The following is a 25,468-nucleotide window of genomic DNA, read 5'->3' on the forward strand; positions in this document are numbered from 1 at the left end:
AAAAACTATGAAACTGTTGCATAAACATCAATTGGCGGTGCTTTTTCTGGGCTGTATGGCAGTCAGCGTTGCCGCTCAGGCTGAAGAGCTCAAGGTCATGACATCAGGCGGCTTTACTGCTGCATATAAACTGCTGGGGCCGCAATACGCGACGTCTTCCGGGGATACACTGGACACCATCCTTGGCCCGTCGATGGGCAAGGCCCCCGAGGCCATTCCAAACCGCCTGGCTCGTGGCGAGCATGCCGATGTGGTGATCATGGTCGGCTATGCGCTGGATGATCTGATCAAGCAAGGCAAGGTAGACCCGGCATCACGTGTCGAGCTGGCGGATTCGCGTATTGGTATGGTCGTGAAACAGGGCGCCGCCAAGCCTGCAATCGGTACCGACAGCGAGTTGAAAGACACGCTGCTCAAGGCGAAGTCGGTTGCTTACTCCGACAGCGCCAGTGGTGTGTACATCGAAAAAGAGCTTTTCAAAAAGCTCGGTATCGAGAAGGAACTCGCGCCGAAGGGCAAGATGATCGAGCGCATCCCGGTTGCTTCAGTGGTTGCCAAGGGCGACTACGAAGTGGGCTTTCAACAGGTGGCCGAACTGTTGCCGGTTCCCGGCGTGACATTCGTGGCGAAGATTCCGGAAGACGTTCAGTCGGTTACCCGCTACGCCGCTGGCATTCCGGTCAATGCCGAGCACCCGAAGCAGGCGAAGGCATTGCTCGATTACCTGGCGTCCCCAAAAGCGCAGGCCACGGTGCAGTCTACCGGGCTGGATTCAGTTCCCCGCTGAACGTAGCGGCATCTTCCTGACCAGTCGTTCCAGTTCAAGGGCTGCAGGCGTCAATGTCCTCCCGCGACGTTTGATCAGCCCTACGTTGCGAACCACTTCAGGTGCAACCAATGGCACGCTCACCAGAAACGGGTGAGCGGTCATCGGCATGGCAATCGAGGGCACCGCCGCCACGCCGAGGCCGGCCTCCACAAGGCCGATCATGGTGGTGACATGCCGCGTTTCGCAGATACTCTCCTTGTTCGGGCGTGAGAGCGCCAGTGCCTGATCCAGTACCAGACGGTTACCTGACGTTATGTCCAGAGCGATGTAGTCGTGGCGGTACATTTCCTCCCAGCTCACGCTGGCGCAGGTCGCAAGCGGGTGATCCCGGCGGCAGGCCATCACGTAGCGTTCCTGAAGAAGCAATTCGAAGTCGACCTCCGGTGCCAGATTGCCGCTGAAACTCACCCCGAAATCTGCCTCGCCAAGGGCAACTGCGCTGTTGACCTCGTTGGCGCTGGCATCCATGACGCGGATTCTGATTTTTGGAAACAGCTTATGAAACTCGCTGATGACCTGCGGCATGAAGTAGTAGGCGGCTGACGGCACGCAAGCAATGGTGACGCTACCCATCCGGGTGGAACCGACGCCATCGATGGTCATCAATGCGATATCGAGGTCATCCAGTATTCGCTCGACCTGAGGCAGAAATGCACGGCCCACCGTGGTCAGGCTGACCCTGCGGGTGGTCCGTTCGAACAGCTTCACGTTCAGCGCAGACTCAAGCTTTTCTATACGGCGGCTGAGTGCAGGCTGGGTGATCTGTACGGTTTCAGCGGCCTTGCGGAAGCTGCCATTCTCGACCACGGCACGAAATGCCTGGAGGTCGTTGAGGTCGAAATTGATGGGCATTGCATGACCAGGATTATTGATTCGGTATGGACATCAATATATCAGGTTGCGCGGGCAGGGCAGTCAGGCCGTCAAGGTCTTCGCAAGCGCAATCGCGTTCGGTATATCAAGCTGGCTGGAGGCAAATGATTTGATCAGCAACGAATTTGGCAGGGCCCAGTCCCACTTCTCCCGTATCAGATTCTTCACATCTTTCAGCAGTGGTTCCACGTCGGTTGCGTCCAGTTCCGCAATCCTGCCCAGTGCTGTCAGCACGCTTTCCTGAGAGGCGCTGATTTCGAGTACTAGTCCCGAAGCTGTGCACATGACCCCAGCCTGGTTAAGCAGCAAGCACAGCGCATCATTGGTGTAGTCGCCCGCCCAGGTCAGCAGATAGCTGTTTGAGGTCGATCCCGTCAGACACTGGTCAGCTAGTCCCAGCCGGTGAAATGTCTGGCGCGCTTCCGCCAGTAGGACTTGTGCATTGGCATCGAGGAACGGGCAGGGGGTGACCTCCGTCAGTACCGCGCGCATTTCTTTACGCACCCGGTCATGGATCTTTGCGCCCAGTCCGTCGAATACCGGAGGTTCGCCGCCACGGGCGCGTTTGACAGTAATGACTTTCTTTTCCAGGTCCACATCCATGACCTGCCAGCGTTTGCCTGCGAAGATGATGCGTTGCCCGAGGGTCAGCGGGCGGCTGACAGGAATGGAACCTAGCGGCTTGCCATCGAGAAGCAGCCTGAATTCTTCGTCGCTGCTGAACGCGCTGTAGAACTCGTAGTGGTTGACCAGCTTTTCGCCGATCTCGCCAGGCAATAGCAGGCCAGAGCTGTCCTGGACGATCAGTTTCTTTTCACCCAGAGCCTTGAGAAGGGCCATGAAGTCGTTTTTATCAACGGCCGCGAATGTTCCGCTCGCGATCAGCTCATTCCAGAGCTGTGAAGCATGTGCACCACCTTGCTGCGCAATCGTAGACAGGCATTGCTGGACCAGCGTAGAGGCGTGCAGGCCGTTTGCTCTTGGAGGTTCGAACCACTTTTCGATCAACAATCGAATCATGGCGATTGTCTGCACCAGGTTTTGCCGGAGCTGATCCGAGAGGTCTGAATCAGGTGTCAGGGTGTCTTCCTGGCAGTAGGCGCGAAGTGTGGCGGGCTCACCTGCGCGACGCCCGGAGCGGCCTAGTCGCTGGCGCAGGCTCGCCACTGATGGCGGAGGTCCGATCTGCGCGACCGCCTTGATGTTACCGATATCGATGCCAAGTTCGAGGGTCGTGGTGCAGACGGCCGAGGCGGGCGGGCTGCCGGCCTTTAGTGCTCGCTCCGTATCTTCACGCAAGTCTCGGGACAAGCTTCCGTGGTGAGGCAGGAACTCGTTCGGCAAACCGTCGTTTTCGCACAAATGCCGCAGCCGGTCGGCGTACCATTCAACTTTGTCGCGGCTATTGGGAAAGATCAGATTGTTACTGCCACGTAACACCTTGTACATATGCGCGGCTATAGCGTGTCTGGTCCCGGAGACATCCTCTTCCTGCTCTTCATCCTGATCGTTGTCGTCGTCTTTTGTGACGACCATCTGCAGGTTTGCCGCCAGTTTCTTCATCGGCAGCATGGTGTAACCACGTACCTGAACCTGAAGGTCCTGGCCCGACGTTTGAGAAATGATTTCGTCCATGCGCTGGCCTTGCCCCGGACGCAGGAACTCGCGCGCGAGCGCCATCTCGCCCAGGGTTGCGGACAGCCCTACGCGTGGCAGCTTTTTGCCGACGACCGTTTCCACGCGATGCATCAGGGACTGCAATTGTTTGCCGCGCTCGCTGCCGATGAAAGCATGTAATTCGTCGATGACGATGTAGCGAAGGGGCTGAAAGAGGCCTGCAAGCGCCGAGCCCCGGTTCACGAACAGGGCTTCCAGCGACTCGGGGGTTATGAGCAGTACACCGCTGGGCGATTTCAGAAAACGATGCTTTCTGCTTGCCGAAACATCCCCGTGCCAGCCGACAACCGGGATCTCCAGACGCTCGCAAAGACGTGTCAACCTGTCCCACTGATCATTGATCAAGGCTTTGAGCGGGCTGATATAGAGCACAGCGCCCGGCGCATCGGTATTGTTGAGCAAATGGGTCAGAATGGGCAGAAATGCCGCCTCGGTCTTGCCCGCTGCGGTGGAGGCCGCAATTATAACGTCGCGATCAGCGTCGATCAGCGCAGGGATGGCCCATTCCTGAGCATCCCTTAGCGATGTCCAGCCTTGCGACCACACCCATTGCTGTACATTGGGGTGAAGCCGTTGGAATGCGGATGAGTCAGAGCTTGAAGCTTGTGAGTTCATCATCGGCCTCTACAGTGAAATCACTTTTGCCGCCGTCATCCCTGGCAATGTCAATGGCGCCCAGAAGGTTTCTCCAGTTGGCCTCAGGGTTTTGCTCCAGAACCGCCAACAGGTTGATAAACGCGGTAATGGTGGTGCGTGGCGTTCTAAAGTAAGCCTCACCCAGACGCTGACCGCAGTGCTCGATAAAGGCCGGGATCGCCTCTTCCGGAAGCAGGTATTGTTTCGCGTCGCCGTATGCATAAACGTTACGCAGGTTCAGCAGCAGGACATAGAAGTCCTCCGGGGTCAGGCTGGTCAGCCGAATGACAGGGCCGGAAAGATCAACGTAGCCTGTCTTGGCAAAGGTGTTTTCTGCAAGGCGCGATTGCAGGGCCGGGTAGCTGTAGAGGCCGCGGCGAGTGTCCATCAGAAATTCCGGCGTGCCGCCCAGAACAAAGCCCAGCCCGTCAGTCGATCCTTGCAGGGAGTCATTGAGGATGCGCAGGATCTGTTCATAGTTCGCATTGCGAGCCTGCGTGTTGGCAAGCTTGTAGAGGTTGACCAATTCGTCCAGGCACACCATAAGCCCGCCGAAGCCTGCCAGACGCACAAATCGGGAAAGCAGTTTGAGCTGATCGTAAACGGACGCGTCGTCAACGATGCTTCTGACTCCCAAGGCCGCGCGAGCGTCCGTCCTGGTTGTGAATTCTCCCCGAAGCCAGCGGATTGCATCGGCTTTCAGCTGTTCGTTCCCTTCGTTAAAGCCTCGGCAGTAAGCGGCTATGACTTCGGCAAAGTCATAGCCGTTGACCATTTCCGTAAGCTCGGCGAGGTTCTGGCGTATGACCGTCTCGCTGTCTACGCCTTTGCTACTCGCGTGGGTTCTGGCCTGGGAAATAAACTTTTCGACAATGCCCTGAAGTGCGCCACCGTCCGGCTTGGTGCGTGTAGACATGTTCTTGGCAAGCTCGGCGTACAGGGAGCGGGCCTGACCGCCCGAGGCGTGCAGGCGTCGATCGGGGTTCAGATCGGCGTGCATCGTCACCAGCTTGCGTTCCATCGCAATGCCTCTGACCAGGTTGAGGAAGAAAGTCTTGCCCGCGCCATACTCGCCGACCACGATGCGAAAGGCAGAACCGCCTTCGGCCAGCCGGTCTACATCCTTGATAAGAGCTGCCAGCTCACCCGCCCGTCCGACCTGGATCAAGTGCTGCCCGACACGAGGAACGACACCCGCGCGCAGTGATTGAATGACCGCATCGCGATCCTTGGCTCGTATCTTGTTCATAGGGCAAGCTCGCTTAAAATATCCGGATTGATTTCGATAGGGTCATCGCCCTCGGAAACCGGCATGTCGAACAATTCGAATGCCATATCGTTGATTTGCTCCAGCGCGCCGTCGAGCATCAACGCCATCTCTGCCGTTGCGATTTCCAGCTCTCGTCGACTCCATTGGTTGCGCGAAACCAGCAGGCGCAGAAACGCAGAGTGGCCCGCATCAAGCCCATGAAGATGGGCGTCAGTGTCTGGAGTGTCTTGTGATGCATCGTCTTTGGCTATCTGCTTGTCATCCTGCTGCTCGTCCTCCTGATCGTCGCGAAAAACATCAGCCAGCAGCGCCGACGCCTCTGCCGTTTCACGTCGCAATTGGGCAACCCTGCCCATGTCCAGCACGATTCCGGAGCCTGGCTTCTTGTCGGGCCCTGTTGCTGTAGTGGCTGACAGCGCTGTCGATACCGGGCCTGTCTGCGAACCGGCCGCAGCACCATGAAGGTTGCTGTAAAGGGTGTGAGGATCGAGTCCAAGTGCCCTGTATATCCGCTCAAGCAGTCTGACTTTCTCAGGCGTAACCGCTCCGTCAGCGTGGGCCAGGTGAGTCAGGCAACCGACGATGGCCTGCTTTTCGTCCTGATTTAGCGAGCTCAGCTTCTTTTTCAGGCTTGCCAGGTTGGGCGGCTGCTGCATTTGCATCAACAGATATGCCTTGAGACGTGTTCGATGCGAGATACGCAGATGACCCCATGAGTCGATATGCTGTTCGAGCAGTGCAACTGCACGCTGGCTTGTGCCTCTATCAACCGTTGCAACACTGCTGGCGAGATCCAGAGTGACAACAGCCGCATTGTAATCCACTGTCACCCTCGACATGCCTGGATCTGGCTCGGTCACAAACAGAACGATGCTGTCCTCAGGTTTGGGCGCACGATTGCCTGCCAGCACATCCGGCTCCATACCTATGTGCATACCTTCAAGCACTTTTGTCAGCGCGACGATCTGGTTGCGTGACTGGGCACCGTCAGACTTGAAACGTATGGCCAGTTGATCAAGCGTCGTCAGCTTCGTAGCAGTCCTGACCTCCGATTGAAGCTGTCGCAGTTCATGTCTGGCGTATTCGGGCCATAGCGACACGGGCAGCAATAGCAGCGCCTCCAATGACTCATGCTTATCGAGATCATCGGCATTGCGGCCCATGTACCGACTGAATGGAGCAAGTACTGAAGCACAGCTCTGCACGAGGAGTTGAATTTTCTTGCGAGTGGCGGACGTAATGCTGACGTCTGGCAGGTCGCCCACCGGTATTTCCGGTACATCGAGGTAGGCGGACGATGGGCGATAGGCGACCCATAGTCTGGTCTTGTTTCTCAGCAGCTTCAGGCCATCGGGAAACTGTTCTTCATATTCGGCCCTGAACAGCCGCTGAAACAGATCTGTGCATCTGCCAACAGGTTTGCCACGCGAGATATTCGGATCCGTCAGCGCCCAAGACAAGGCCCAGGATGCATTCAGCGGGTGTTTGTCGATGGCCATCTGACCTAGCGCCACTCGCAGCACGATGGGCATTTCATAGTAGTCGGCCGACTCCATTGGTGGCTCGCGCAAATACATCTGCCCTGAAATGACAGGCATGCTCAGGTATTCGAGAAGCCGCGAAGCCTGGTTGCAAAACGAAAAATCCCGATGATAAACAGTCCGCAAACGCTCGATTTCCTCTCTTAACGCGGGAATTTCTTTTCGTGCGTCGGGATCAGAAAGGCTGTCGATCAGTAAACGCCGTTCAAGGCCGTGGAAAAACATGAACAGGTAACCGCTGCTTGCTTCAGGATCGCAACGTCCCCCTGCCAGCCACTGCAGATAGCCCCGGCGTGCCGCAGGTTCGAGGTCTTTATAGGTCGACCAATAGTATGCCGACCGTGCAGCGGGAGGCGCATCGGAACCGGCCACCGGCAAGGCAGCGTCTATGAAAGAAGGTTCGGATAGCCTGAATTCCGGGTTTTGCGTTCCTGTGTAGATCATGCCGCCGGGCAAGGTGATATCGGCCACGTTGAACGGCTCCCCTGGACGCAGCCATCTGGCCTTCGCCGGACGATCAGGTGCCTTGGGAATGCTGAAAGAGTTGGTGCCGGGAGAGTCCTGCCGGATGGTAAAGAACTCAGACTCGCGCTCTGGATGGCGCATTTGCGGAGCGAAGGCCGAGGGCGCCTGTTCCGACGCTATGTCCGCCTGCGGTTGTGTACCGCCAACAAGGTTGGGAGACGGTCTGCTGAAGCGCGCATAGCGCCCTATGGCCAGGTCGGAGAAGTCCTCATCGGAAGCCGTTGTATGGATACGGTCGGGATAAGGCTGAGTGCCGCCCGCGAGATTGCCTGACGCTCGACTGAAGCGGGCATATCGACCGATCGCGAGGCGTTCGAGCTCTTCATCGATAAGGCGTATTTCAAAGGTGTCTGACACTGAGCCGTGACTGTCAGACTCGGCAGCATGCCGAATCTCGCCCGCGTGGGGTTGCGTGCCTCCAACAGGATGGACAAGCGTTCGGCTGGGTGCCATTGGGATCTTCCATGGTTCATCGGCTGGCAAACTGGCAGTATCCACATTTTGTCAGCGCGGGCCAAGCGTGGGCGGATGAGCTTGCGATTGCATTAGCCAAACCCCAGAAACGACAAAGCCCTGAATAATCAGGGCTTTGCGCTACCAAATATGGCGGAGGCATAGAGATTCGAACTCTAGGACCTGTTACAGTCGGCAGTTTTCAAGACTGCTGCCTTAAACCACTCGGCCATACCTCCACTATCGTTGCGGGCGCCATAATACCGGAATGAAACAAGCTGTCAAACTCTGTGACTAGCCAGTTGCAGCGCCTCTGTTATGATCTTTGCAACTCAACATTTCAACAGGAAGGAGTTTCGCCATGCGCGAACAGGATTACAGCCTTAAAACCGGCATGCAGGCCGACCAGCTAGAGGTTAGTCGTGTCCTGCGCAACACTTACGGTCTTCTCGCTCTGACGCTGGCTTTCAGCGGTGTCATGGCATTTGTCGCTCAGCAGATGCGCGTCGGCTATCCGAACATTTTCGTGGTACTGATCGGCTTCTATGGTCTGTTTTTCCTGACCAATAAATTGCGTGATTCGGTCTGGGGCCTGGTTTCGACCTTCGCCCTGACAGGTTTCATGGGTTTCCTGCTAGGCCCGATCCTCAATCGTTATCTGGGCATGGCCGGTGGCGCTGAAGTCGTCAGCTCCGCTTTCGCGATGACCGCACTGGTTTTCGGCGGTCTGTCGGCTTACGTGTTGATCACCCGCAAGGACATGAGCTTCCTGGGTGGCTTCATCACCGCAGGCTTCTTCGTTCTGCTTGGCGCAGTAGTGGCCAGCATGTTCTTCCAGATCAGCGGTTTGCAACTGGCGATCAGCGCAGGCTTCGTGCTGTTCTCTTCGGTCTGCATTCTGTTCCAGACCAGCGCGATTATTCAGGGTGGTGAGCGCAATTACATCATGGCGACGGTCAGCCTGTATGTATCGATCTACAACCTGTTTATAAGCCTGCTGCAGATTTTCGGCATCATGAGCCGCGACGACTGATGACTTCGGCCTGAGTACTCAGGCCGTTGCGCTTCAAACGCGTTAAACAAAAGCCCCGATCTTTCGGGGCTTTTGCGTTTCCGGGATTTAAGAAGTGTCAGGATCTCAGATGATGGCGATATGCCTTTCCGGCAGCCTGGGAAGGGCAAGCCGGATTGGCCAGAGACTGTCCGTCCAGTCAAATTACGCATCGTAGGACACCTGACCGATCAGTCATCTTTATCAAGATTGTCCTCGTCTGCTCAAGCACTTATCAGCTTTTGATCATCACAAAAAATAATATCGGACGATTCCCCAAGGCCTGTGGGCACTTCCTCGTTTTGGGCTAATTGACATCATGGAACAGAGCTGGACACAAGATTTCTAAATGTGTCAGCTTTGTTACGCTTCAATGCATTACGCACCACAAGGCGAGTGACTGGACTCTCTCGCTACAGGGGGAGTCCCGCCGTACCTAACCTGTTAATCAGCAAACAAGGAAGTGTCATGACGAAAGTCAAAGAAAATGCTGCAATTCAACTCTCTGCTGCTACCAGCACCTCTTTCGACCAGATCAATACGTTCGCTCACCTGTATGACCGTGGCGGTAACCTCACGATCAATGGCAAGCCTTCGTACTCGGTCGATCAGGCCGCCGATTACATCCTTCGCGACAACGCTGCGTGGACTGATCGCGATGGCAACGGCACTATCAACCTCACATACACCTTCCTGACCGCCAAACCTGCCGGGTTCGACAATTCGCTGGGGACTTTCAGTGCGTTCAACGCACAGCAGAAAGCACAGGCCGTATTGTCGATGCAATCCTGGGCAGACGTTGCCAAAGTCAGCTTTACCCAGGCGGCTTCCGGCGGCGACGGGCACATGACCTTTGGCAACTACAGTAACGGCAGCGCTGGCGGAGCGGCTTTTGCCTATCTGCCCAGCGGCAACAGCCGTACTGACGGTCAGTCCTGGTACCTTGTCGATAACAGCTACAAGGTCAACACGACACCGGACAATGGCAATTACGGTCGTCAGACCCTGACCCATGAAATTGGCCACACCCTGGGCCTGTCTCACCCTGGCGACTACAACGCTGGCGAAGGCAACCCGACCTACAAGGATGCCAGCTACGCAGAAGATACGCGTGGCTACAGCGTCATGAGTTACTGGAGTGAGTCCAACACCGACCAGAACTTCGTCAAGGGCGGCGTTGCCGCGTACTCCTCGGCACCGTTGCTGGACGATATTGCGGCTGTTCAACAGCTCTATGGCGCGAACATGAGCACCCGTGCCGGTGATACGGTCTACGGTTTCAACTCCACCGCCGGGCGTGATTTCTACAGCGCCACTTCTGCCTCTTCCAAGGTGGTGTTCTCGGTGTGGGACGGCGGGGGCAAGGATACCCTCGACTTCTCGGGTTTCACCCAGAACCAGAAGATAAACCTCAATGCGGCCTCGTTCTCGGACGTGGGTGGCATGGTGGGTAACGTTTCAATTGCCAAAGGCGTGGTGGTTGAAAACGCGGTGGGCGGTTCGGGCAACGACCTGTTGATCGGCAATGCCGCTGCCAACGACCTTAAAGGTGGTGCCGGCAACGACATCATCTACGGTGGTGGCGGTGCCGACAGCCTGACCGGTGGTGCTGGTGCAGACATTTTTGTGTTTGGTGCCAGTTCCGATTCCAACCGTGCAGCGCAGGATACGATTCGTGACTTTGTCAGCGGTCAGGACAAAATCGATGTATCGGCCATTTCCACGCTGAGCGCTCTGCAGTTCGTCAACGCGTTCAGCGGCCATGTCGGCGAAGCGATCCTCAGCTACAACCAGAGCAGCAATCTGGGTAGCCTGGCGATCGACTTCACAGGTCAGGGTGTGAGCGATTTCCTGGTCGGCACTGTCGGTCAGGCAGTCGCTGCTGACATCATTGTTTAATCGGTAATACTCGTGGGCGGGTCGGTTGATCCGCCCACGATCGAGAACGTTCGTCCCTATGAAACTCAACCGTTTTTTTCAATTCGCTCCAGCTGCTCTTGCGCTGCTGGTGAGTATTTCTGGAGCAAGCATGGCCATGAGTCTGAAACTTCCCAGTCCCGCCGAACTGAGCGGCAAGTGGCGATTATTTATCAAGGCGCGGGCCGATCAAGCCTGCGAACTGCAGCTCAATACCGATATGCCGCAATTGGGGGGCGATCCCGCTTGCGCCGCAAAATGGCTGCACGAAGTGCCAGTCGGCTGGTTCCCTACACCTGATGGCCTGGCGTTGACCGGCAAAGAGGGCAATCGACTGATCCACTTCAACCATATGGGAGAGCAGCATTATCAGGCGCGTTTACCGGATGGTGAGGTGCTGATGCTGGAACGCGTGGCCCCATAGACGCTGCGCGATCATATTCCCCGGAAAAAATGCATCCCCGGATGTCCCCCGGCCGCAAGCGCGGCTTTCAAGGAAGAACCATGAGTACGTCGCCCCAAGGCAACCAACCGCCGCTGTACAAGGCGTTGGCGGATTACAAGAGCGCTCTGATCGGCGTGGGTTGCTTCACTGCCCTGATCAATCTGTTGATGCTCGCCCCGTCGATTTACATGTTGCAGGTCTATGACCGCGTACTAACATCGCAGAACCAGACCACGCTGGCCATGTTAACCCTGATGGTGGTCGGGTTTTTCGCCTTCATCGGCTTGCTGGAGATGATTCGCAGCTTTGTCGTGATTCGCATCGGCAGCGAGCTGGAGCGACGGTTCAACCTGCGGGTGTATCAGGCGGCGTTCGAAAGCAACCTGCACGCCGGGCAGCGTCAGGCTGGCCAGGCTTTGGGCGATTTGACGTTCATCCGCCAGTTTCTGACGGGGCCTGCCTTGTTTGCATTTTTCGATGCGCCCTGGTTTCCGATCTACCTGGCGGTGATTTTCCTCTTCGACCCCTGGCTAGGCCTGCTAGCCAGTATCGGCGCCGTTTTGTTGGTGGCGCTGGCGTGTCTGAACGAGTGGCTGACCCGCAAACCGCTGGCCGAAGCCAGTGGCTATTCTCAGCAGTCATCGCAGCTTGCTTCCCGCCATTTGCAGCAAGCCGAGGCCATTCAGGCTATGGGCATGCTCGAAGCGCTGCGGCGTCGCTGGTTTGATGTGCATGGGCGCTTTCTGGCCTTGCAAAACCGTGCCAGCGACATAGGCGCGGTAATCAGTTCGATCAGCAAGGCCCTGCGTCTGTGCCTGCAATCGCTGGTTTTGGGCCTGGGGGCTCTGTTGGTGATTCGCGGCGAAATGACTACGGGCATGATGATTGCCGGTTCGATACTGATGGGCCGGGTGCTGAGCCCCATAGATCAGTTGATCGCGGTCTGGAAGCAATGGAGTTCTGCGCGTCTGGCGTACGGCCGTCTTGATCAATTGCTCAAAACCTACGCTGAACCCGCGCAGCGCATGGCGTTGCCGACGCCCCGCGGGCAGGTCAGCGTGGAGCAGGTCAGTGCCGCGCCTCCTGGCAAAACCTCGCCTACGGTTCAACACGTCAGCTTTCAACTGCAGGCCGGGGAAGTGCTCGGTGTGCTGGGTGCATCCGGCTCCGGGAAGTCGACCCTCGCTCGTGTGCTGGTCGGCGTCTGGCCCGTGCTGGGCGGGGCAGTTCGGCTTGACGGTGCTGACATGCATCGCTGGGACCGCGAGGCACTGGGGCCGCACATCGGTTATCTGCCGCAGGACATTGAGTTGTTCGGCGGCAGCGTTGCGCAAAACATTGCGCGCTTTCGTGATGGCGATGGCAGCGGCGAGGCGAGTGCCGTGGTCGCGGCTGCGCAACTCGCTGGGGTTCATGAGCTGATCCTGCGTCTGCCGCAGGGCTACGACACGGTTCTGAGTGATGACGGCGGCGGGTTGTCCGGCGGTCAGAAACAGCGGGTAGCACTTGCTCGCGCCCTGTATGGCGAGCCGAAGCTGGTGGTCCTCGATGAGCCCAACTCCAACCTCGACACTGCAGGCGAAGCTGCCCTGACTGAGGCAATCGGTCAGCTCAAGGCTCGCGGATGTACCGTCGTACTGGTCACTCACCGTACCCCGTCACTGACCCAGACTGATCGGCTGCTGGTACTGAGTGAGGGGCGCATGCAGGCTTTTGGCCCTACCGCGCAGGTCTTGCAAGCCCTGTCGGGGCAACCCGCTGCACCCTCACAAGCGCAACTTCGTTCGGCACCCGCCGGGCTTTCCATGAGCCGTCAGTACGGCACGCAGAACAGGCAGTCCGACGTATGAACAGCCCCATTGACACTCATTACGCCGTGCCGGGCAAGGAGCGCGGCGTGCAGTTCTTCGTTCGCGCAGGCTGGATTCTCATGCTGGCAGGGGCGGGCAGCTTCTTTCTGTGGGCCAGTCTCGCCCCGCTGGATCAGGGCATTGCCGTGCAAGGCACCGTCGTGGTGTCGGGCAAGCGCAAGGCCGTGCAGTCGCTGGATGGCGGCGTTGTCAGCAAAATTCTCGTCAGCGAAGGCCAGTCGGTAAAGGAGGGCGAGCCGCTGTTTCGCCTTGATCAGACTCAGGTCGAGGCCGACGTGCAATCGCTGCGTGCCCAGTATCGAATGGCCTGGGCCAGCCTGGCCCGCTGGCAGAGCGAGCGCGACAACCTGGATGAGGTGCACTTTCCCGCAGAACTGATTGCCGCCGGGCAGGGGCAGAACCCCGACCCGCGTCTGGCGCTGGTGCTTGAGGGCCAGCGGCAACTGTTCAGCAGTCGGCGACAGGCCCTGGCTCGAGAGCAATCAGGTTTGCAGGCGAGTATCGAAGGTGCCGGGCTGCAACTCGCCGGTATGCGCCGCGCTCGATCGGACCTGCTGGCTCAGGCTGACTCGCTACGCAAGCAACTGAGTAACCTGGAACCCTTGGCGCAGAACGGTTTCATTCCGGGCAACCGTCTGCTGGAGTTTCAACGCCAGCTTTCTCAAGTGCAGCAGAGCCTGGCGCAGAACGCAGGCGAAACCGGGCGGATAGAGCAGGGGATCGTCGAGTCGCGGTTGCGTCTTCAGCAGCAGCGCGAGGAGTATCAGAAAGAAGTGCGCAGCCAGTGGGCCGATGCCCAGGTCAAGGCGCTTACCCTTGAGCAACAACTGGCTTCGGCAGGTTTCAGTCTGCAGCACAGTGCAATTCTTGCCCCTGCTGATGGCATCGCCGTCAACCTGGGCGTGCACACCGAAGGCGCAGTGGTGCGTGCCGGTGAAACCCTGCTGGAAATCGTACCGCAGGGCACACGTCTTGAAGTCGAAGGGCGTCTGCCGGTGCAGTTGATCGACAAGGTCGCCAGCCATTTGCCGGTCGATATCCTCTTCACTGCGTTCAATCAAAGTCGCACGCCGCGGGTTTCCGGTGAGGTAAACCTGATTTCCGCCGATCAGATGCAGGATGAGAAAACCGGCCAGCCCTATTACGTGCTGCGCACTTCGGTGGGCGATGCGGCACTGGAAAAACTCAACGGGCTGGTGATCAAGCCGGGCATGCCCGCTGAAATGTTTGTGCGCACGGGTGAACGCTCGCTGCTCAATTATCTGTTCAAACCTTTGCTGGACCGTGCCGGCTCCGCGTTGACGGAGGAATAGGATGTCTCGTCATCCCCTGAAAGCCGCTTTGCTGACGGCCATCCTGCTGGGCACTGCTTCATTGAGTCATGCGATGGGCCCGTTTCAGGTCTATGAGCTGGCGCTTCGCAACGACCCGACTTACCTGGGCGCGCTCAAGGAGCGCGATGCGGGCCTGGAAAACCGGGTGATTGGTCGTGCAGGCTTGCTGCCGCGTGTTTCATACAGCTACAACAAAGGGCGCAACGACTCCAAGGCCACCCTCAAAGGCGGCCGTGAAGACACCACTGACCATCGCCACTACAACAGCTTTGGTTCAAGCCTGACGATTCAGCAGCCGCTGATCGATTACGAAGCCTACGCCAATTATCGCAAAGGCCTGGCTCAGGCGTTGTTTGCCGACGAGACCTTTCGCAGCAAGAGTCAGGAATTGCTGGTGCGGGTTCTGACCCTTTATACCCAGGCACTGTTCGCGCAGGACCAGATCAATATAGCCCGCGCCAAACAGCAGGCGTTCGAACGCCAGTTTGCACAGAACCGGCAAATGTTCCAGCAAGGCGAGGGTACCCGCACCGACATTCTTGAAGCGGAATCGCGCAACGAGCTGGCGATTGCCGAGCAGATAGAAGCCAGCGACGAGCAGGACGCGGCCTTGCGCGAACTGGCCGCGTTGCTGGGCGAGTCGAGTATCGATGTTGCGCAGTTGGAGCCGTTGAGAGACAGTTTTCAGGCGCTGGTGCTGGCACCGTCCAGCTTTACCGAGTGGCATGCGCTGGCCATGGCCAACAGCCCGATCCTGGCCTCGCAACGCCAGTCGCTGGAAGTGGCGCGATACGAGGTGGAGCGCAACCGCGCCGGGCATCTGCCGACGGTGAATGCTTACGCGAGTATCCGTCAGAACGAATCGGACAGCGGCAACACTTACAATCAGCGTTACGACACCAACACGATAGGTATCGAGCTCAGTCTGCCGCTGTACGCCGGAGGCGGCACCAGCGCCTCGGTGCGTCAGGCCAACAGCAAGCGCGAGCAGGCGGAATACGAGCTGGAGGGCAAGACCCGCGAAACCCTGATCGAGCTGCGTCGCCAGTTCAACGCCTGTGCGTCAGGGGTGAGCAAGTTGCGCGCTTATCAGAAAGCACTGGTCTCTGCGCAGGCACTGGTCGAGTCGACACGTCAGAGCATTCTCGGCGGCGAGCGCATCAGCCTGGACGCACTCAACGCCGAACAGCAGCTCTACAGCACCCGGCGTGATCTGGCGAAAGCCCGTTACGATTACTTGATGGCCTGGATCAAACTGCATTACTACGCCGGTACGTTGCGCGACACCGATCTGGCGCGTATTGACGAGGCCTTCGTTGTGGCGCGCTGAGTGTCGTTGGTCAGTTCTGCGCAGTGAAACGCGCCAGCGAGAAGGCTGAAAGGTCTACATCGCTGGTGCCGTGAATACAGCGTTGCGCAAGGGCCAGCCCGAGCCCGGCTGAGTGTTTGAAGCCGTGACCGGAGCAGGCCGAAACCACTGTCACGTTCTTCAGATGGGGGTGTTCATCGATGATGAAGTGGCAGTCCGGCGTGACGGTGTAGGCGCAGACCGAAGACTTGACCACGTTCGGCGTCAGTCCCGCAATCTTGCCCTGCACCTGGGTCTGGAACATTTCCTGCTCCTCGCTTGCCGTAACAGTGCGATCCAGCTGGTCGGCAGCGGATGCTTCAATGTATTGCTCGGTAGCGACCTTCATACTGTTTTCACCGGGCAGGGGCGGGAAGCCATAGTTGACATCATCCTCCCCGGGCCCGTGAGTCAGAATGAAGCTCGGCGAACGTGGTGCAAAAGCGGCATTCTCCTGCAATTCGAACCAGAACAGCTTTTGCCGACACACCCGCAGCAGGTCGCTGAACGGTGCGCCGAGCAATTCGGCTGACCACATGCCCGCACTGACCACGACTTTGTCAGCGATGATCGAGCCCTTGTCAGTGGTAATGCGCACCTGATCACCCTGTGCCTGTAAGTGCGTAACCGTCTCATGGGTCAGCAACCTTGCGCCGTGTTGCCTCGCCAGCCGCAGCTGTACCTCGATGCAGCGCTCTGGCCGGACAAATCCGCCTTCAGGCTCAAAGTAGCCAACGGCGGTGTCCAGAACAGGGGTGAACTGGGGAAAGCGCTCGCGAATGGCCGCCGCCGACAGCACTTCGTGCGTCACGCCATAGGTGCGGGCCAGGGCGATGGTCTGGTGGGTGAAGTCGTTACTGTCCTCAGGATCGTACGCAGGGCTGGAGGTCATCACCAGCACTCCGCACTGCTCGAACAGCGACTCGCCGCTCAGCGCCTCAAGTTCGCGCCAGATGCTGTGCGCACTGCGTACCAGCGGCAGGTATTGCGGGCCCTCGCCAACCGACAGTCGTGTGATGCGGGTATCGCCGTGGCTGGAGCCTTGTGTGTGCGGAGGGGCGTAGCGATCGACGCCAATTACATCGACTCCGGCCTTCGCCAGTTGATAGACAGTGGCTGCACCCATGGCACCCAGACCGAGCACGGCCACTTCACAACGCTGCTGCATAATCGGAATGCCTCGATAAATCTCTTATTTCACGCCGGACAGCCTGCCGAATCAACCGCCAAACGTGCATAAGGTTATGTCACGGAGCCCCAAGGGCCATTGCCAGTGCCATCACACATGAGGGTGTGGGGAACCTGTAAAAATTTACGCTTGCGCTGCTCAGGGTTTTTAAGGTCCGAAATTGATGAAAAGTTGTCCACGGAAATCGTGGGTATGTCTGTGGGTAACTTTTTGAAACCCTTGTTACACGTGGCTTACAGCTGTGTGGTTATTTTATGAACAGCTCATGTTTTGCACTTCCATGGTGCTGCCACCAGGCTGGAAAACAGGTCCGCTATAAGCGATTTAAAGCACAAAAAAGAAATATTTTTCAAAAAAAAGCGCGACCCTCATCAGGTCGCGCTGCTTTTTTTACGAGTCAAGCGATGGTTGTTACACGAGAGGCTGATCGCTCCATTCACCGTTGACCAGACGACGCAGACCCAGCGGGTTGGCATTCTGCAATGCAGCCGGCAACTGGCTGTCGGCCAGGTTCTGATAGCAGACCGGACGCAGGAAACGGTCGATGGCCAGAGTGCCTACCGAAGTACCGCGTGCGTCCGAGGTTGCCGGATATGGACCGCCGTGAACCATGGCTTCACAGACCTCGACACCGGTCGGGTAGCCGTTGAACAGAATGCGCCCGACTTTCTCTTCGAGTATCGGTTGCAGCCAGCTGTACTGGCTCAGGTCCGCAGGCTCGCCGATCACGGTCGCAGTCAGCTGACCACGCAAGGCCAGCAGCGCGTCTTTCAACTGCGCATCGTCAGCGACCTCGATTATCAGCGTGGTCGGTCCGAAGACTTCTTCCTGCAACAACTGGTCGCCGTTCAACAGCAGACTGACGTCAGCCTTGAACAACTGAGCCTGCGCCTGTTTGCCTTCCTGCGGCTTGCCAGCCAGGTGCGTCACGCCCGGATGCGACAGCAAATGCTCGACGCCTTTGCTGTAGCTGCGCAGACCGCCTGCGTTGAGCATGGTCTGCGGTGCCTGACTGCCCATCTGTTCGGTCAGTTGTTCGACGAACGTCGAAAACGCCGGGGAGCGCAGGCCGATGACCACACCAGGGTTGGTGCAGAACTGACCGGCACCCATCACCACTGAACCGGCGAGCTCTTTGGCCACGGTTTCGCCGCGTGCCTGCAGGGCACCTGGCAGCAACACTACCGGGTTGATGCTGGACATCTCGGCAAACACCGGAATCGGCTGTGGACGCTCGGCGGCCATTTTGCAAAGAGCGTTGCCGCCGTTCAGCGAGCCGGTGAAACCGACGGCCTGGATAGCCGGGTGTTTGACCAGACCTTCACCCACGCCGTTACCGAAGATCATGTTGAATACGCCTTTCGGCATTTGGGTGCGTTCTGCGGCGCGGATGATAGCGCTGGCCACCAGATCGGCAGTCGCCATGTGGCCACTGTGCGCCTTGAACACCACCGGGCAACCGGCAGCCAGTGCAGCAGCGGTGTCACCGCCAGCAGTGGAAAACGCCAGCGGGAAGTTGCTCGCGCCGAACACGGCAACCGGGCCCACACCGATGCGGTACTGGCGCAGGTCGACGCGTGGCAACGGTTTGCGATCCGGCAGGGCCAGGTCAATGCGTGCACCGACGAAATCACCGCGACGCAGAACCTTGGCAAACAGGCGCATCTGGCCGCTGGTACGACCGCGCTCACCCTGAATACGTGCCTGGGGCAGAGCGGTTTCCTGGCAGACGATGGCGACGAAATCATCACCCAACTGATCCAGTTCATCGGCAATGGCGTCGAGGAAGTCGGCGCGACGGGCCGGGCTCAGTTGACGGAATTCTGGAAAGGCAGCCTTGGCGGCGAGGGCGGCAGCGTCGATTTCGCCGTCGGTAGCCTGATGGAAGCTGTAAGGCAGTTCTTCGCCTGTTGTGGCATCCAGACTTTTTTGCAGGCTTTGGCCAAGAGCGCTGCGGCCGCCAGCGATGAAATTCTGGCCGAGAATGTTAGGCATCGGTATCTCCTGTTGTTTTGAGGTTGGAGGTCGGTATGGAAGGTATCCGGACCGGCGCTCCTTATGGGTTGCCGAGTTGCTTTACAGATTGTCAGTGATGTGGCGTGTAAAAGCAGGCCAGCGATCATTTTTTCTAAAACCAGTGGGCAGTCATCGTACAACTTGATTCGCTGCTGATGCAACTGTCGGCCTGATTTGCCAGGTCAAGCGCCGCTGCTCTTTATAGCGCATGGGCGCGATCAGGCTTCTATCGTGGCGCGCTTTTGTGACCTTTTAAGGTGGTGTAGCGTTGAGGTTGTGCAATGCATCCAGCACCTGGCGCAACGCCTTGCTGACCGGTTTGTCCTGGCGCAATGCAATTCCCAGCGTGCGGCTCAACCCCGGCACCAGCTGCAGCACCTGCAAACCGCGGCGGTGATGGACTGCAGCAACCGCCATGCGCGGCACGATGCTGTAGCCCAGGCCCGCAGCAACCATTTCCTTGATGGCCTCGATGCTCCCCAGTTCCATGACCGGTTTTATCCGGATCCCGGCCTGCAAGAACCATTCATTGATCAGCAGCCGCGTACTGCTGCCTGCTTCGAAGACCACCAGCGGTAGTTCGCAGAGGTGCTCCGGGGTCATTTCAGCGGCAATCGGCTGCTGGCTGCTGGCGAAGATCGCCACGAACTCATCCTCAAGCAGCGGGGTGATATGCAGACTGCGACCCGAGGCGGGCAGCGTCACCAGTGCGAGATCCAGACGGTTTTCTTCCACAGCCTTGAGAATGCCGTCCGTGTTGCCGGTGCTGACCCGCACATCCAGTTGTGCAAAGCGACGGCGCAGTGCCTGCAACATGGGCGGCAGCAGATGAATGCAGGCGGTCGCGCCGGTACCGATCGCAACCTTTCCGGCAACGCCGCTGGCGTGACTGGACAACTCCAGCAGGGCGTCTTCGACCACCGCATCAATGCGCGCAATATGCTCCAGCAGCGTAGTGCCCGCCGAGGTGGGCTTGAGCCGCTTGCCTACGCGCTCGATCAATTTCAGGTTCAACTGGTCCTCCAGCTGCCGAATTTGCAGGCTTACCGCTGGCTGGGTCAGGTGCAGTCGCTCGGCCGCTGCGGAGAAGCTGCCGTGCGCTATGACCAGCGAGAAGGTGTGCAAGTGATTCAGGTTGAGTCGGCGCATGGCAAAGTATTTCTTATGCTGTGAATGATAAATCATAGCTTTTTTAACGGTTTGGTGAGCGGCATGATTGCACTCATCCAACGACATTTGCCCAGAGCCCGATATGACCCCGACCTTTATCCTGCGTGATGCGTATGATCAAGACATACCTGCCGTACAGGCGATCTACGCCGATCATGTGCTGCATGGCATTTCCAGTTTCGAACTCGATCCGCCGAGTGTCGCCGAGCTGTTGCAGCGCCGTGCGCAGGTGCTCGTCAACGGCCTGCCATATCTGGTGGCCGAGCTCGCCGGGGAGGTGGTCGGCTATGGCTACGCCACACCCTATCGTCCGCGTCCTGCTTACCGCTTTACCGTAGAAGACTCGGTTTATATACGGGACGGTATGGGCGGGCGGGGCATCGGTCTGGCATTGCTTGGCGAGCTGGTACAGCGCTGCGAGCAGGGCGGCTGGCGGCAGATGGTCGCGGTGATCGGCAATAGCGAGAATATCGCGTCGCTGCGTCTGCACGAGCGCCTGGGTTTTCGCCGTGTCGGGGTATTCGAGTCAGTCGGCTTCAAGCACGGTCGCTGGGTGGACACCGTGCTGATGCAGCGCATGCTCGGCGACGGCTCGGGCAGTGCACCTTCCGAGCGGGCCTGACTGACGTGGACCGCGCTGATCTGTCCAGGCTGGCGGTAGTCAAACTGGGGCTCGCGCAACTGATCAGTTGGGGTGTGACGTTTTATCTGCCGGGGGCTTTCGGCAATGCGATTGCCGATGATCTGGGCTGGAGCGGCCAGCAGGTCTTTTCCGGGCTGTCAGTCGCACTGTTGATCATGGGCCTGGTTTCGATCTTCAGTGCGCATTTGCTCCAGCGTCTCGGTGCACGGCAGGTGTTGCAATACGGGGCCGGGCTCAACGCGCTTGGCTGCTGCATGCTGGCTGTGTGCGAGACACCTCAGTCGTGGTTTTTTGGCTGGGCAGTGCTGGGCGTCGGCATGCGTCTGTCACTTTACGATGCGCTGTTTGCTGCATTGGCAGCGCTGTTCGGTGCACGCTCTCGGGCGCTGATGGTGCAGATTACCTTGTTGGGCGGGCTGGCTTCGGCGGTATTCTGGCCGCTGGGCCACGGCTTGTTGAATGCGTTGGGCTGGCGTAGTGCGGTTGCTGTCTACGGCTGCCTGGCATTGCTCAGCGGGTTATTGGTCAGCGGCCTGCCGGACTCCCGGTTGCCGGTCTTTTACGCCGGGCCAGCCGCGCCTGCGCCCGCTGACACCACGGCCTGGATACCTCAGTTCGGCTACGCCCTGAGCATGTCCCTGATCGCGTTCCTGTCAGCCGGCTTGTCTGCCCATTTACCCGCGTTGCTGGCCGGTTTGGGTGTGCCGGTCGTGCTGGCAGCGCTGTGGGGCATCGGTCAGACCTGCGCGCGTCTGGCGCAGGCTTTGTTGGCGCAGTCGATGCCAGCGCTGCGCCTGAATGTTTGGGTCGCTGCCGGAATGGTGCTGTGTTTTACCCTGGGGCTGCTCAGTCAGGGCCATACCCTGCTGGCCTGCATGTTCCTGTTCGGTTATGGCGCGATGAACGGGCTGGCCACATTGCTGAGGGCGAATCTACCCTTTGAGCTGTTTGCACATTCGCATTACGTACACCTGCAGGGCCGATTGCTGGCTCCTGCCTTTCTGCTGTCAGCTGGCGCTCCGTGGTTTTTTGCGTGGGTGCGTGAAGCGCAGGGCGGCAGCGGCCTGCTGTGGTTGTCGCTGGCGATCAGCCTGGTGTTGATTACAGTGGCAATTGCATTGAATCTAAATGGCCGCGCAAAATGAAATTGTCCAACAATCCGGTTCAATAGCGTTGCCAGTAGTCGCCTGAATGGTTAGGGTACGCGGCTGTTCAAGAAGGAGCCTGATATGACTCTGCATGACCCCACGGAAACGGGCACGGCAGTCACCCGGCAGCGGCGCGCGCCAAAGGGTGAAAAGCGCCGCAAAGAGCTGCTTGATGCGGCCTTGCAAGTGTTTTCCCTTGAGGGCTATACCGGCGCTTCGGTGGCCAAGGTAGCAGCCATCGTCGGTATTTCCGTCGCCGGGCTGCTGCACCATTTTCCCAGCAAGATTTCGCTGTTGATGGGCGTGCTGGACCGACGCGATGAGGTCAATAGCCGAATTGCTGCCGAGGTGCGCACCGACAACACGTTGACCGGCCTGCTTGGCGGCCTGCGCGCAATCAACCGTTCAAACGCCACGGCGCCCGGCGTGGTGCGTGCCTTTTCGATTCTCAATGCTGAAAGTCTGCTGGAAAACCAGCCAGCCTTTGAATGGTTCCAGACGCGCTACGAGCGTATTCACGCGCACTTGATGGGACAGTTTGCAGGTTTGGTGGAGCGCGGGGAGGTGCGTGCGGATGTGGATCTGGACAAGATCATCCGGCAGATTCTGGCGATGATGGATGGCTTGCAGATTCAGTGGTTACGCTTTCCCGATCAGGTGGACCTGGTCGAGTGTTTCGATACCTACATTGCGCAGGTCGATGCAGCGGTAAGGGCTCGTCCCTGAGCCTTTATTTGTCCGTTTACCCTTCAGTCAGCTAACGCTTACTCGACGGTCTGCTTGAATACACCGCCGGTCTTGACCGGTGGTTTCTCGACCAGAACCGAGTTCAGAGCGGAGCGTGGCAGCGGGTTGCTGGTGGTGGTCGACAGTTCCTGACGGAACGAGTTGACCAGCTTGGCGTTCAGGCGGATGTCCTGCGACGAACCACCGAGCGACAGGTTGAAGGTGTCGGCATCGACCACCCACTGATTGGTTTTCACGTCGAAGTAGGCCAGCGAGCGGTCATTGAGCTCAATGGTCACGCGCTTGCTTTCGCCCGGCTTGAGGAACACTTTCTTGTAGCCTTTGAGTTCCTTGATCGGACGCTCGACTTTCGGGTTCTGCTGGCCCACGTACAGCTGAGCGACTTCAGAACCGCCAACCTTGCCGGTGTTGGTCAGATCGAAGGACACCTTGATCGGCGTATTGCCCACCGCAACGCCCGGCGTCACTTTGATGTTGCTGTAACCGAACGTGGTGTACGACAGGCCGTAACCGAACGGGTAGAGCGGCTTGATGCCTTTCTTCTCGTAACCGCGATAACCCAGCATCAGGTCATCCTTGTAATCCATGTCGGTCAGAGTGTTCTGATTGTCGAATTTCGGGAAGGAAGCGTAAGCCGGGTTATCTTCGATGTTGCGTTCGATACTGATCGGCAGCTTGCCCGATGGGTTGACCTTGCCGAACAGGATTTCGGCCAGGGCCTGACCACCGTTCTGACCCGGGTAGAAGGCATGCAGCGCTACCGGAACCTGTTCGATCCAGTCGCTCATCTTCAGACCCGTACCGCCATACATGGTCACCACGGTGTTCGGGTTGACCTTGGCGATGTTCTGGATCAGCTCGTTCTGGAACTCAGGCAGATCGAAGCTGTGGTCGAAACCTTCGCCTTCGTATTCGTTGCTGTTACCCACTGCAACCACGACCGCATCGTAGCCGGACAGGTCCTGAGGAGCGTTCAGCGAAGCCGAACTCAGCTGCACACCTACCAGGCCACCCATGGTCGACAGGTAACCGGCGCGACGCGAGTACTCGAGCTTCACATCGTAAGACTGGCCAGCTTCCAGATTGATCTTGGCGAACTCTGGAATGGTCGGCGGGATGCTGTTGCCCGGCAATGGCTTGCCGTCACCGTTGTCGATGATTTTCTTGCCGTTGACCCACAGACGCACAGCGCCGTCGGCACGAACCTTGAACACCTGCTCGCCGCTCTGGGTCGGGGTGACCTTGCCGGTGTAGCGAATCGAAGTCGACGATGTATCGCCATTCAGTTCGCCAGCGGTCGAACCTTTGCTGGTGTACGGATCGGACGTCGAAGTGTTGCTTTCGAACGGCAGGTCCTTGTCGTTGGCCCAGTCCAGGTCAACATGCTTCTCGGTACGGGTGACCGCTGCATCACCAGACCAGTTGGTGTTGCTGAAGTACTCGACTTTCATGCCCTGGACTTCATTGCCAGTTGCGTCGGTGGTGGTCCAGGCACTGGTGCTTGGGTCCAGCGACAGGCCTTCGATGAAGTCGACTTTGGCGTTAGGCGCGATTTGTTGCAGACCGCTCAATTCGCTGACGTAATGGCTGGCCATGACGTTGGCGCTGCCGAAACCGGTCGGTGGCGAGTACTTGGCCAGGGTACCGACAACGGCGATTTTCTTGACCTTCTGCTTGTCCAGCGGCAACAGATCGCCCTGGTTTTTCAGCAGCACGATGCCTTCACGCGCAGCATTCAGAGCAACCTTGTTGCTGGTCGAGCTGTTCATGTTGTGCGTGGTCAGCGGCGTCTTGCTGTCGAACTTGTACAGGTAGATCTGCTTGAGGATGCGGCGGACCTTGTCGTCGATGGTCGCAGCGCTCAGGTCACCGGCGTCCAGATGAGGCTTCAGCACGGAGCTGTTCATCTGGTAGCCCATCATGTCCAGATCGGCCCCGGCGCGGGCGGCTTCGAAGCCGTGAACGACAGCGTTGTAGTCGCTCTGTACGAAGCCCTTGAAGCCCCATTCCTTTTTCAGGATCTGCGCGATCAGGTGCTCGCTTTCGCAAGCGAAATCACCGTTCACTTTCTGAAAGGCGCACATCATCATCGCAACGTTGCCGTTCTTCGAGGACGACTCGAATGCAGGCAGCGACATTTCGCGCAGGACGCGCTCTGGCATCTTCTGGTCCAGGTTGAAGCGGTTGCTTTCCTGGTCGTTGGCCGCGTAGTGCTTGGCGTTGGCCCATACACCACGAGACTGGATACCGTTGATGACGCCCGGTGCCAGGCTGGCACCCAGGAACGGGTCTTCACCGGAGAGGTATTCGAACGCGCGGCCGCCGTAAGGCATGCGGTACAGGTTGACGCCGGGGCCAGTGATGAACTGGTAGCCGCCGACGGCAGTGTCATAGCCCAGCGCACGGCCGAGGTCGATGGCACGACGCGGGTTGAAGGTGGCTGCCAGGTTAGGGCCGGACGGATAGACCACGCCCTGATCGTTGCCTTCGCTGGTGTAGCGCACGCCCACGCCGCCGTCGGCACCGTGAATCTGCGGAACGCCGTAGTTGGTCAGCGGCTTGACATCCCAGCCGCCGGTGCCGCCGATGTAGGCCAGCTTTTCTTCCATGGTCATCTTCGCCAGGGTCTTCTGCGCGGCTTTTTCAGCGCGGTCCTCGCGACCTTGTTGCACAGTAGGGTCAGCGGCGTGCACCTGGGATACTGCCAATGCCAGCAAGGCCAGCGCCGAGTGCGCGCCTATCATCTTTCGCTTGTTCATATTGCTCTCCAACTACGTTTCAATTA

At 58.4% G+C, this 25,468-nt stretch carries 18 protein-coding genes and 1 tRNA gene; 10 read left to right on the forward strand and 9 right to left on the reverse strand.

Going from position 1 to position 25,468, the window contains the following annotated elements; translation table 11 throughout:
- Positions 1-7 precede the first annotated feature (7 nt).
- Positions 8-787: a substrate-binding domain-containing protein gene (locus tag RYC18_RS09245; RefSeq protein ID WP_117140777.1), complete on the forward strand. Its 780-nt coding sequence runs from the start codon at positions 8-10 to the stop codon at positions 785-787.
- Here RYC18_RS09245 and RYC18_RS09250 read toward each other — a convergent pair.
- From RYC18_RS09250 to RYC18_RS09270, 5 genes are all read right to left on the reverse strand, one after another.
- On the reverse strand, positions 773-1,681 hold the full coding sequence (locus tag RYC18_RS09250) for a LysR family transcriptional regulator (protein ID WP_004665681.1): 909 nt from the start codon (positions 1,679-1,681) through the stop codon (positions 773-775). The two genes, RYC18_RS09245 and RYC18_RS09250, sit on opposite strands and share 15 nt — an antisense overlap.
- Positions 1,682-1,744: 63 nt before the next feature.
- Positions 1,745-3,925: a DEAD/DEAH box helicase gene (locus RYC18_RS09255; protein WP_117143879.1), complete on the reverse strand. Its 2,181-nt coding sequence runs from the start codon at positions 3,923-3,925 to the stop codon at positions 1,745-1,747.
- 43 nt (positions 3,926-3,968) lie between these two features.
- Complete coding sequence (locus RYC18_RS09260; RefSeq protein ID WP_316885415.1) at positions 3,969-5,264, reverse strand: ATP-binding protein; 1,296 nt, start codon at positions 5,262-5,264, stop codon at positions 3,969-3,971.
- Positions 5,261-7,804 carry a TerB N-terminal domain-containing protein gene (locus RYC18_RS09265; protein WP_316885416.1) on the reverse strand — a complete coding sequence of 848 codons (2,544 nt, stop codon included), beginning with the start codon at positions 7,802-7,804 and terminating at the stop codon, positions 5,261-5,263. The genes RYC18_RS09260 and RYC18_RS09265 overlap by 4 nt, the downstream gene beginning before the upstream one ends.
- A 151-nt stretch (positions 7,805-7,955) precedes the next feature.
- Positions 7,956-8,043: transfer RNA gene (locus tag RYC18_RS09270), tRNA-Ser, on the reverse strand.
- A 122-nt stretch (positions 8,044-8,165) separates the two neighbouring features.
- Here RYC18_RS09270 and RYC18_RS09275 point away from each other — a divergent pair.
- The 6 genes from RYC18_RS09275 (at position 8,166) to RYC18_RS09300 (ending at position 15,752) form a co-directional block, all read left to right on the forward strand.
- Entirely contained in the window at positions 8,166-8,837 is a 672-nt protein-coding gene (locus RYC18_RS09275) for a Bax inhibitor-1/YccA family protein (protein WP_002553978.1), read from the forward strand.
- 486 nt (positions 8,838-9,323) lie between these two features.
- A complete protein-coding gene (locus tag RYC18_RS09280; RefSeq protein ID WP_316885425.1) occupies positions 9,324-10,754 on the forward strand; it encodes a serralysin family metalloprotease in 1,431 nt (476 codons plus the stop codon).
- A gap of 58 nt (positions 10,755-10,812) precedes the next feature.
- Positions 10,813-11,196: a protease inhibitor Inh/omp19 family protein gene (locus tag RYC18_RS09285; RefSeq protein ID WP_316885427.1), complete on the forward strand. Its 384-nt coding sequence runs from the start codon at positions 10,813-10,815 to the stop codon at positions 11,194-11,196.
- 80 nt (positions 11,197-11,276) lie between these two features.
- Positions 11,277-13,067 (forward strand): type I secretion system permease/ATPase, encoded by a 1,791-nt coding sequence (locus RYC18_RS09290; protein WP_316885428.1) that lies wholly within the window; start codon positions 11,277-11,279, stop codon positions 13,065-13,067.
- Positions 13,064-14,401, forward strand: coding sequence for an HlyD family type I secretion periplasmic adaptor subunit (locus RYC18_RS09295; protein WP_005745685.1), 1,338 nt, complete (start codon positions 13,064-13,066; stop codon positions 14,399-14,401). Before RYC18_RS09290 ends, RYC18_RS09295 begins: the two co-directional genes overlap by 4 nt.
- 1 nt (position 14,402) lies before the next feature.
- Positions 14,403-15,752, forward strand: a complete 1,350-nt coding sequence (locus RYC18_RS09300) for a TolC family outer membrane protein (RefSeq protein WP_005745684.1) — start codon at positions 14,403-14,405, stop codon at positions 15,750-15,752.
- Positions 15,753-15,762: 10 nt separating this feature from the next.
- Here RYC18_RS09300 and solA read toward each other — a convergent pair whose 3' ends face one another.
- From solA to RYC18_RS09315, 3 genes are all read right to left on the reverse strand, one after another.
- Positions 15,763-16,938: an N-methyl-L-tryptophan oxidase gene (gene solA / locus RYC18_RS09305; RefSeq protein WP_316885432.1), complete on the reverse strand. Its 1,176-nt coding sequence runs from the start codon at positions 16,936-16,938 to the stop codon at positions 15,763-15,765.
- Positions 16,939-17,370: 432 nt separating this feature from the next.
- Entirely contained in the window at positions 17,371-18,954 is a 1,584-nt protein-coding gene (locus RYC18_RS09310) for an aldehyde dehydrogenase (NADP(+)) (RefSeq protein ID WP_316885434.1), read from the reverse strand.
- Positions 18,955-19,227: 273 nt separating this feature from the next.
- Positions 19,228-20,124: a LysR family transcriptional regulator gene (locus RYC18_RS09315; protein WP_005745680.1), complete on the reverse strand. Its 897-nt coding sequence runs from the start codon at positions 20,122-20,124 to the stop codon at positions 19,228-19,230.
- A gap of 103 nt (positions 20,125-20,227) precedes the next feature.
- Between RYC18_RS09315 and RYC18_RS09320 the strand changes: the two genes are divergently transcribed.
- The 3 genes from RYC18_RS09320 (at position 20,228) to RYC18_RS09330 (ending at position 22,662) form a co-directional block, all read left to right on the forward strand.
- Positions 20,228-20,767: an N-acetyltransferase family protein gene (locus RYC18_RS09320; protein WP_316885437.1), complete on the forward strand. Its 540-nt coding sequence runs from the start codon at positions 20,228-20,230 to the stop codon at positions 20,765-20,767.
- A gap of 5 nt (positions 20,768-20,772) precedes the next feature.
- Positions 20,773-21,933 carry an MFS transporter gene (locus RYC18_RS09325; RefSeq protein ID WP_316885439.1) on the forward strand — a complete coding sequence of 387 codons (1,161 nt, stop codon included), beginning with the start codon at positions 20,773-20,775 and terminating at the stop codon, positions 21,931-21,933.
- 84 nt (positions 21,934-22,017) lie between these two features.
- A complete protein-coding gene (locus tag RYC18_RS09330) occupies positions 22,018-22,662 on the forward strand; it encodes a TetR/AcrR family transcriptional regulator (protein WP_002553968.1) in 645 nt (214 codons plus the stop codon).
- A 38-nt stretch (positions 22,663-22,700) separates the two neighbouring features.
- Here RYC18_RS09330 and RYC18_RS09335 read toward each other — a convergent pair whose 3' ends face one another.
- Entirely contained in the window at positions 22,701-25,442 is a 2,742-nt protein-coding gene (locus RYC18_RS09335) for a beta-glucosidase (protein WP_057402613.1), read from the reverse strand.
- Between the last annotated feature and the right edge of the window lie 26 nt (positions 25,443-25,468).

Origin of the sequence: Pseudomonas syringae group sp. 247E2, from assembly GCF_032587795.1 — a bacterium.
Taxonomy (GTDB): domain Bacteria; phylum Pseudomonadota; class Gammaproteobacteria; order Pseudomonadales; family Pseudomonadaceae; genus Aquipseudomonas; species Aquipseudomonas amygdali.

Excerpts from the sequence above, each read along its gene's own strand:
- RYC18_RS09245 (WP_117140777.1), top strand. The coding sequence starts at position 8 with ATGAAACTGTTGCATAAACATCAATTGGCGGTGCTTTTTCTGGGCTGT.
- RYC18_RS09250 (WP_004665681.1), bottom strand. The coding sequence starts at position 1,681 with ATGCCCATCAATTTCGACCTCAACGACCTCCAGGCATTTCGTGCCGTG.
- RYC18_RS09260 (WP_316885415.1), bottom strand. The coding sequence starts at position 5,264 with ATGAACAAGATACGAGCCAAGGATCGCGATGCGGTCATTCAATCACTG.
- RYC18_RS09265 (WP_316885416.1), bottom strand. The coding sequence starts at position 7,804 with ATGGCACCCAGCCGAACGCTTGTCCATCCTGTTGGAGGCACGCAACCC.
- RYC18_RS09275 (WP_002553978.1), top strand. The coding sequence starts at position 8,166 with ATGCGCGAACAGGATTACAGCCTTAAAACCGGCATGCAGGCCGACCAG.
- RYC18_RS09280 (WP_316885425.1), top strand. The coding sequence starts at position 9,324 with ATGACGAAAGTCAAAGAAAATGCTGCAATTCAACTCTCTGCTGCTACC.
- RYC18_RS09285 (WP_316885427.1), top strand. The coding sequence starts at position 10,813 with ATGAAACTCAACCGTTTTTTTCAATTCGCTCCAGCTGCTCTTGCGCTG.
- RYC18_RS09290 (WP_316885428.1), top strand. The coding sequence starts at position 11,277 with ATGAGTACGTCGCCCCAAGGCAACCAACCGCCGCTGTACAAGGCGTTG.
- RYC18_RS09295 (WP_005745685.1), top strand. The coding sequence starts at position 13,064 with ATGAACAGCCCCATTGACACTCATTACGCCGTGCCGGGCAAGGAGCGC.
- RYC18_RS09300 (WP_005745684.1), top strand. The coding sequence starts at position 14,403 with ATGTCTCGTCATCCCCTGAAAGCCGCTTTGCTGACGGCCATCCTGCTG.
- solA (WP_316885432.1), bottom strand. The coding sequence starts at position 16,938 with ATGCAGCAGCGTTGTGAAGTGGCCGTGCTCGGTCTGGGTGCCATGGGT.
- RYC18_RS09310 (WP_316885434.1), bottom strand. The coding sequence starts at position 18,954 with ATGCCTAACATTCTCGGCCAGAATTTCATCGCTGGCGGCCGCAGCGCT.
- RYC18_RS09315 (WP_005745680.1), bottom strand. The coding sequence starts at position 20,124 with ATGCGCCGACTCAACCTGAATCACTTGCACACCTTCTCGCTGGTCATA.
- RYC18_RS09320 (WP_316885437.1), top strand. The coding sequence starts at position 20,228 with ATGACCCCGACCTTTATCCTGCGTGATGCGTATGATCAAGACATACCT.
- RYC18_RS09330 (WP_002553968.1), top strand. The coding sequence starts at position 22,018 with ATGACTCTGCATGACCCCACGGAAACGGGCACGGCAGTCACCCGGCAG.
- RYC18_RS09335 (WP_057402613.1), bottom strand. The coding sequence starts at position 25,442 with ATGAACAAGCGAAAGATGATAGGCGCGCACTCGGCGCTGGCCTTGCTG.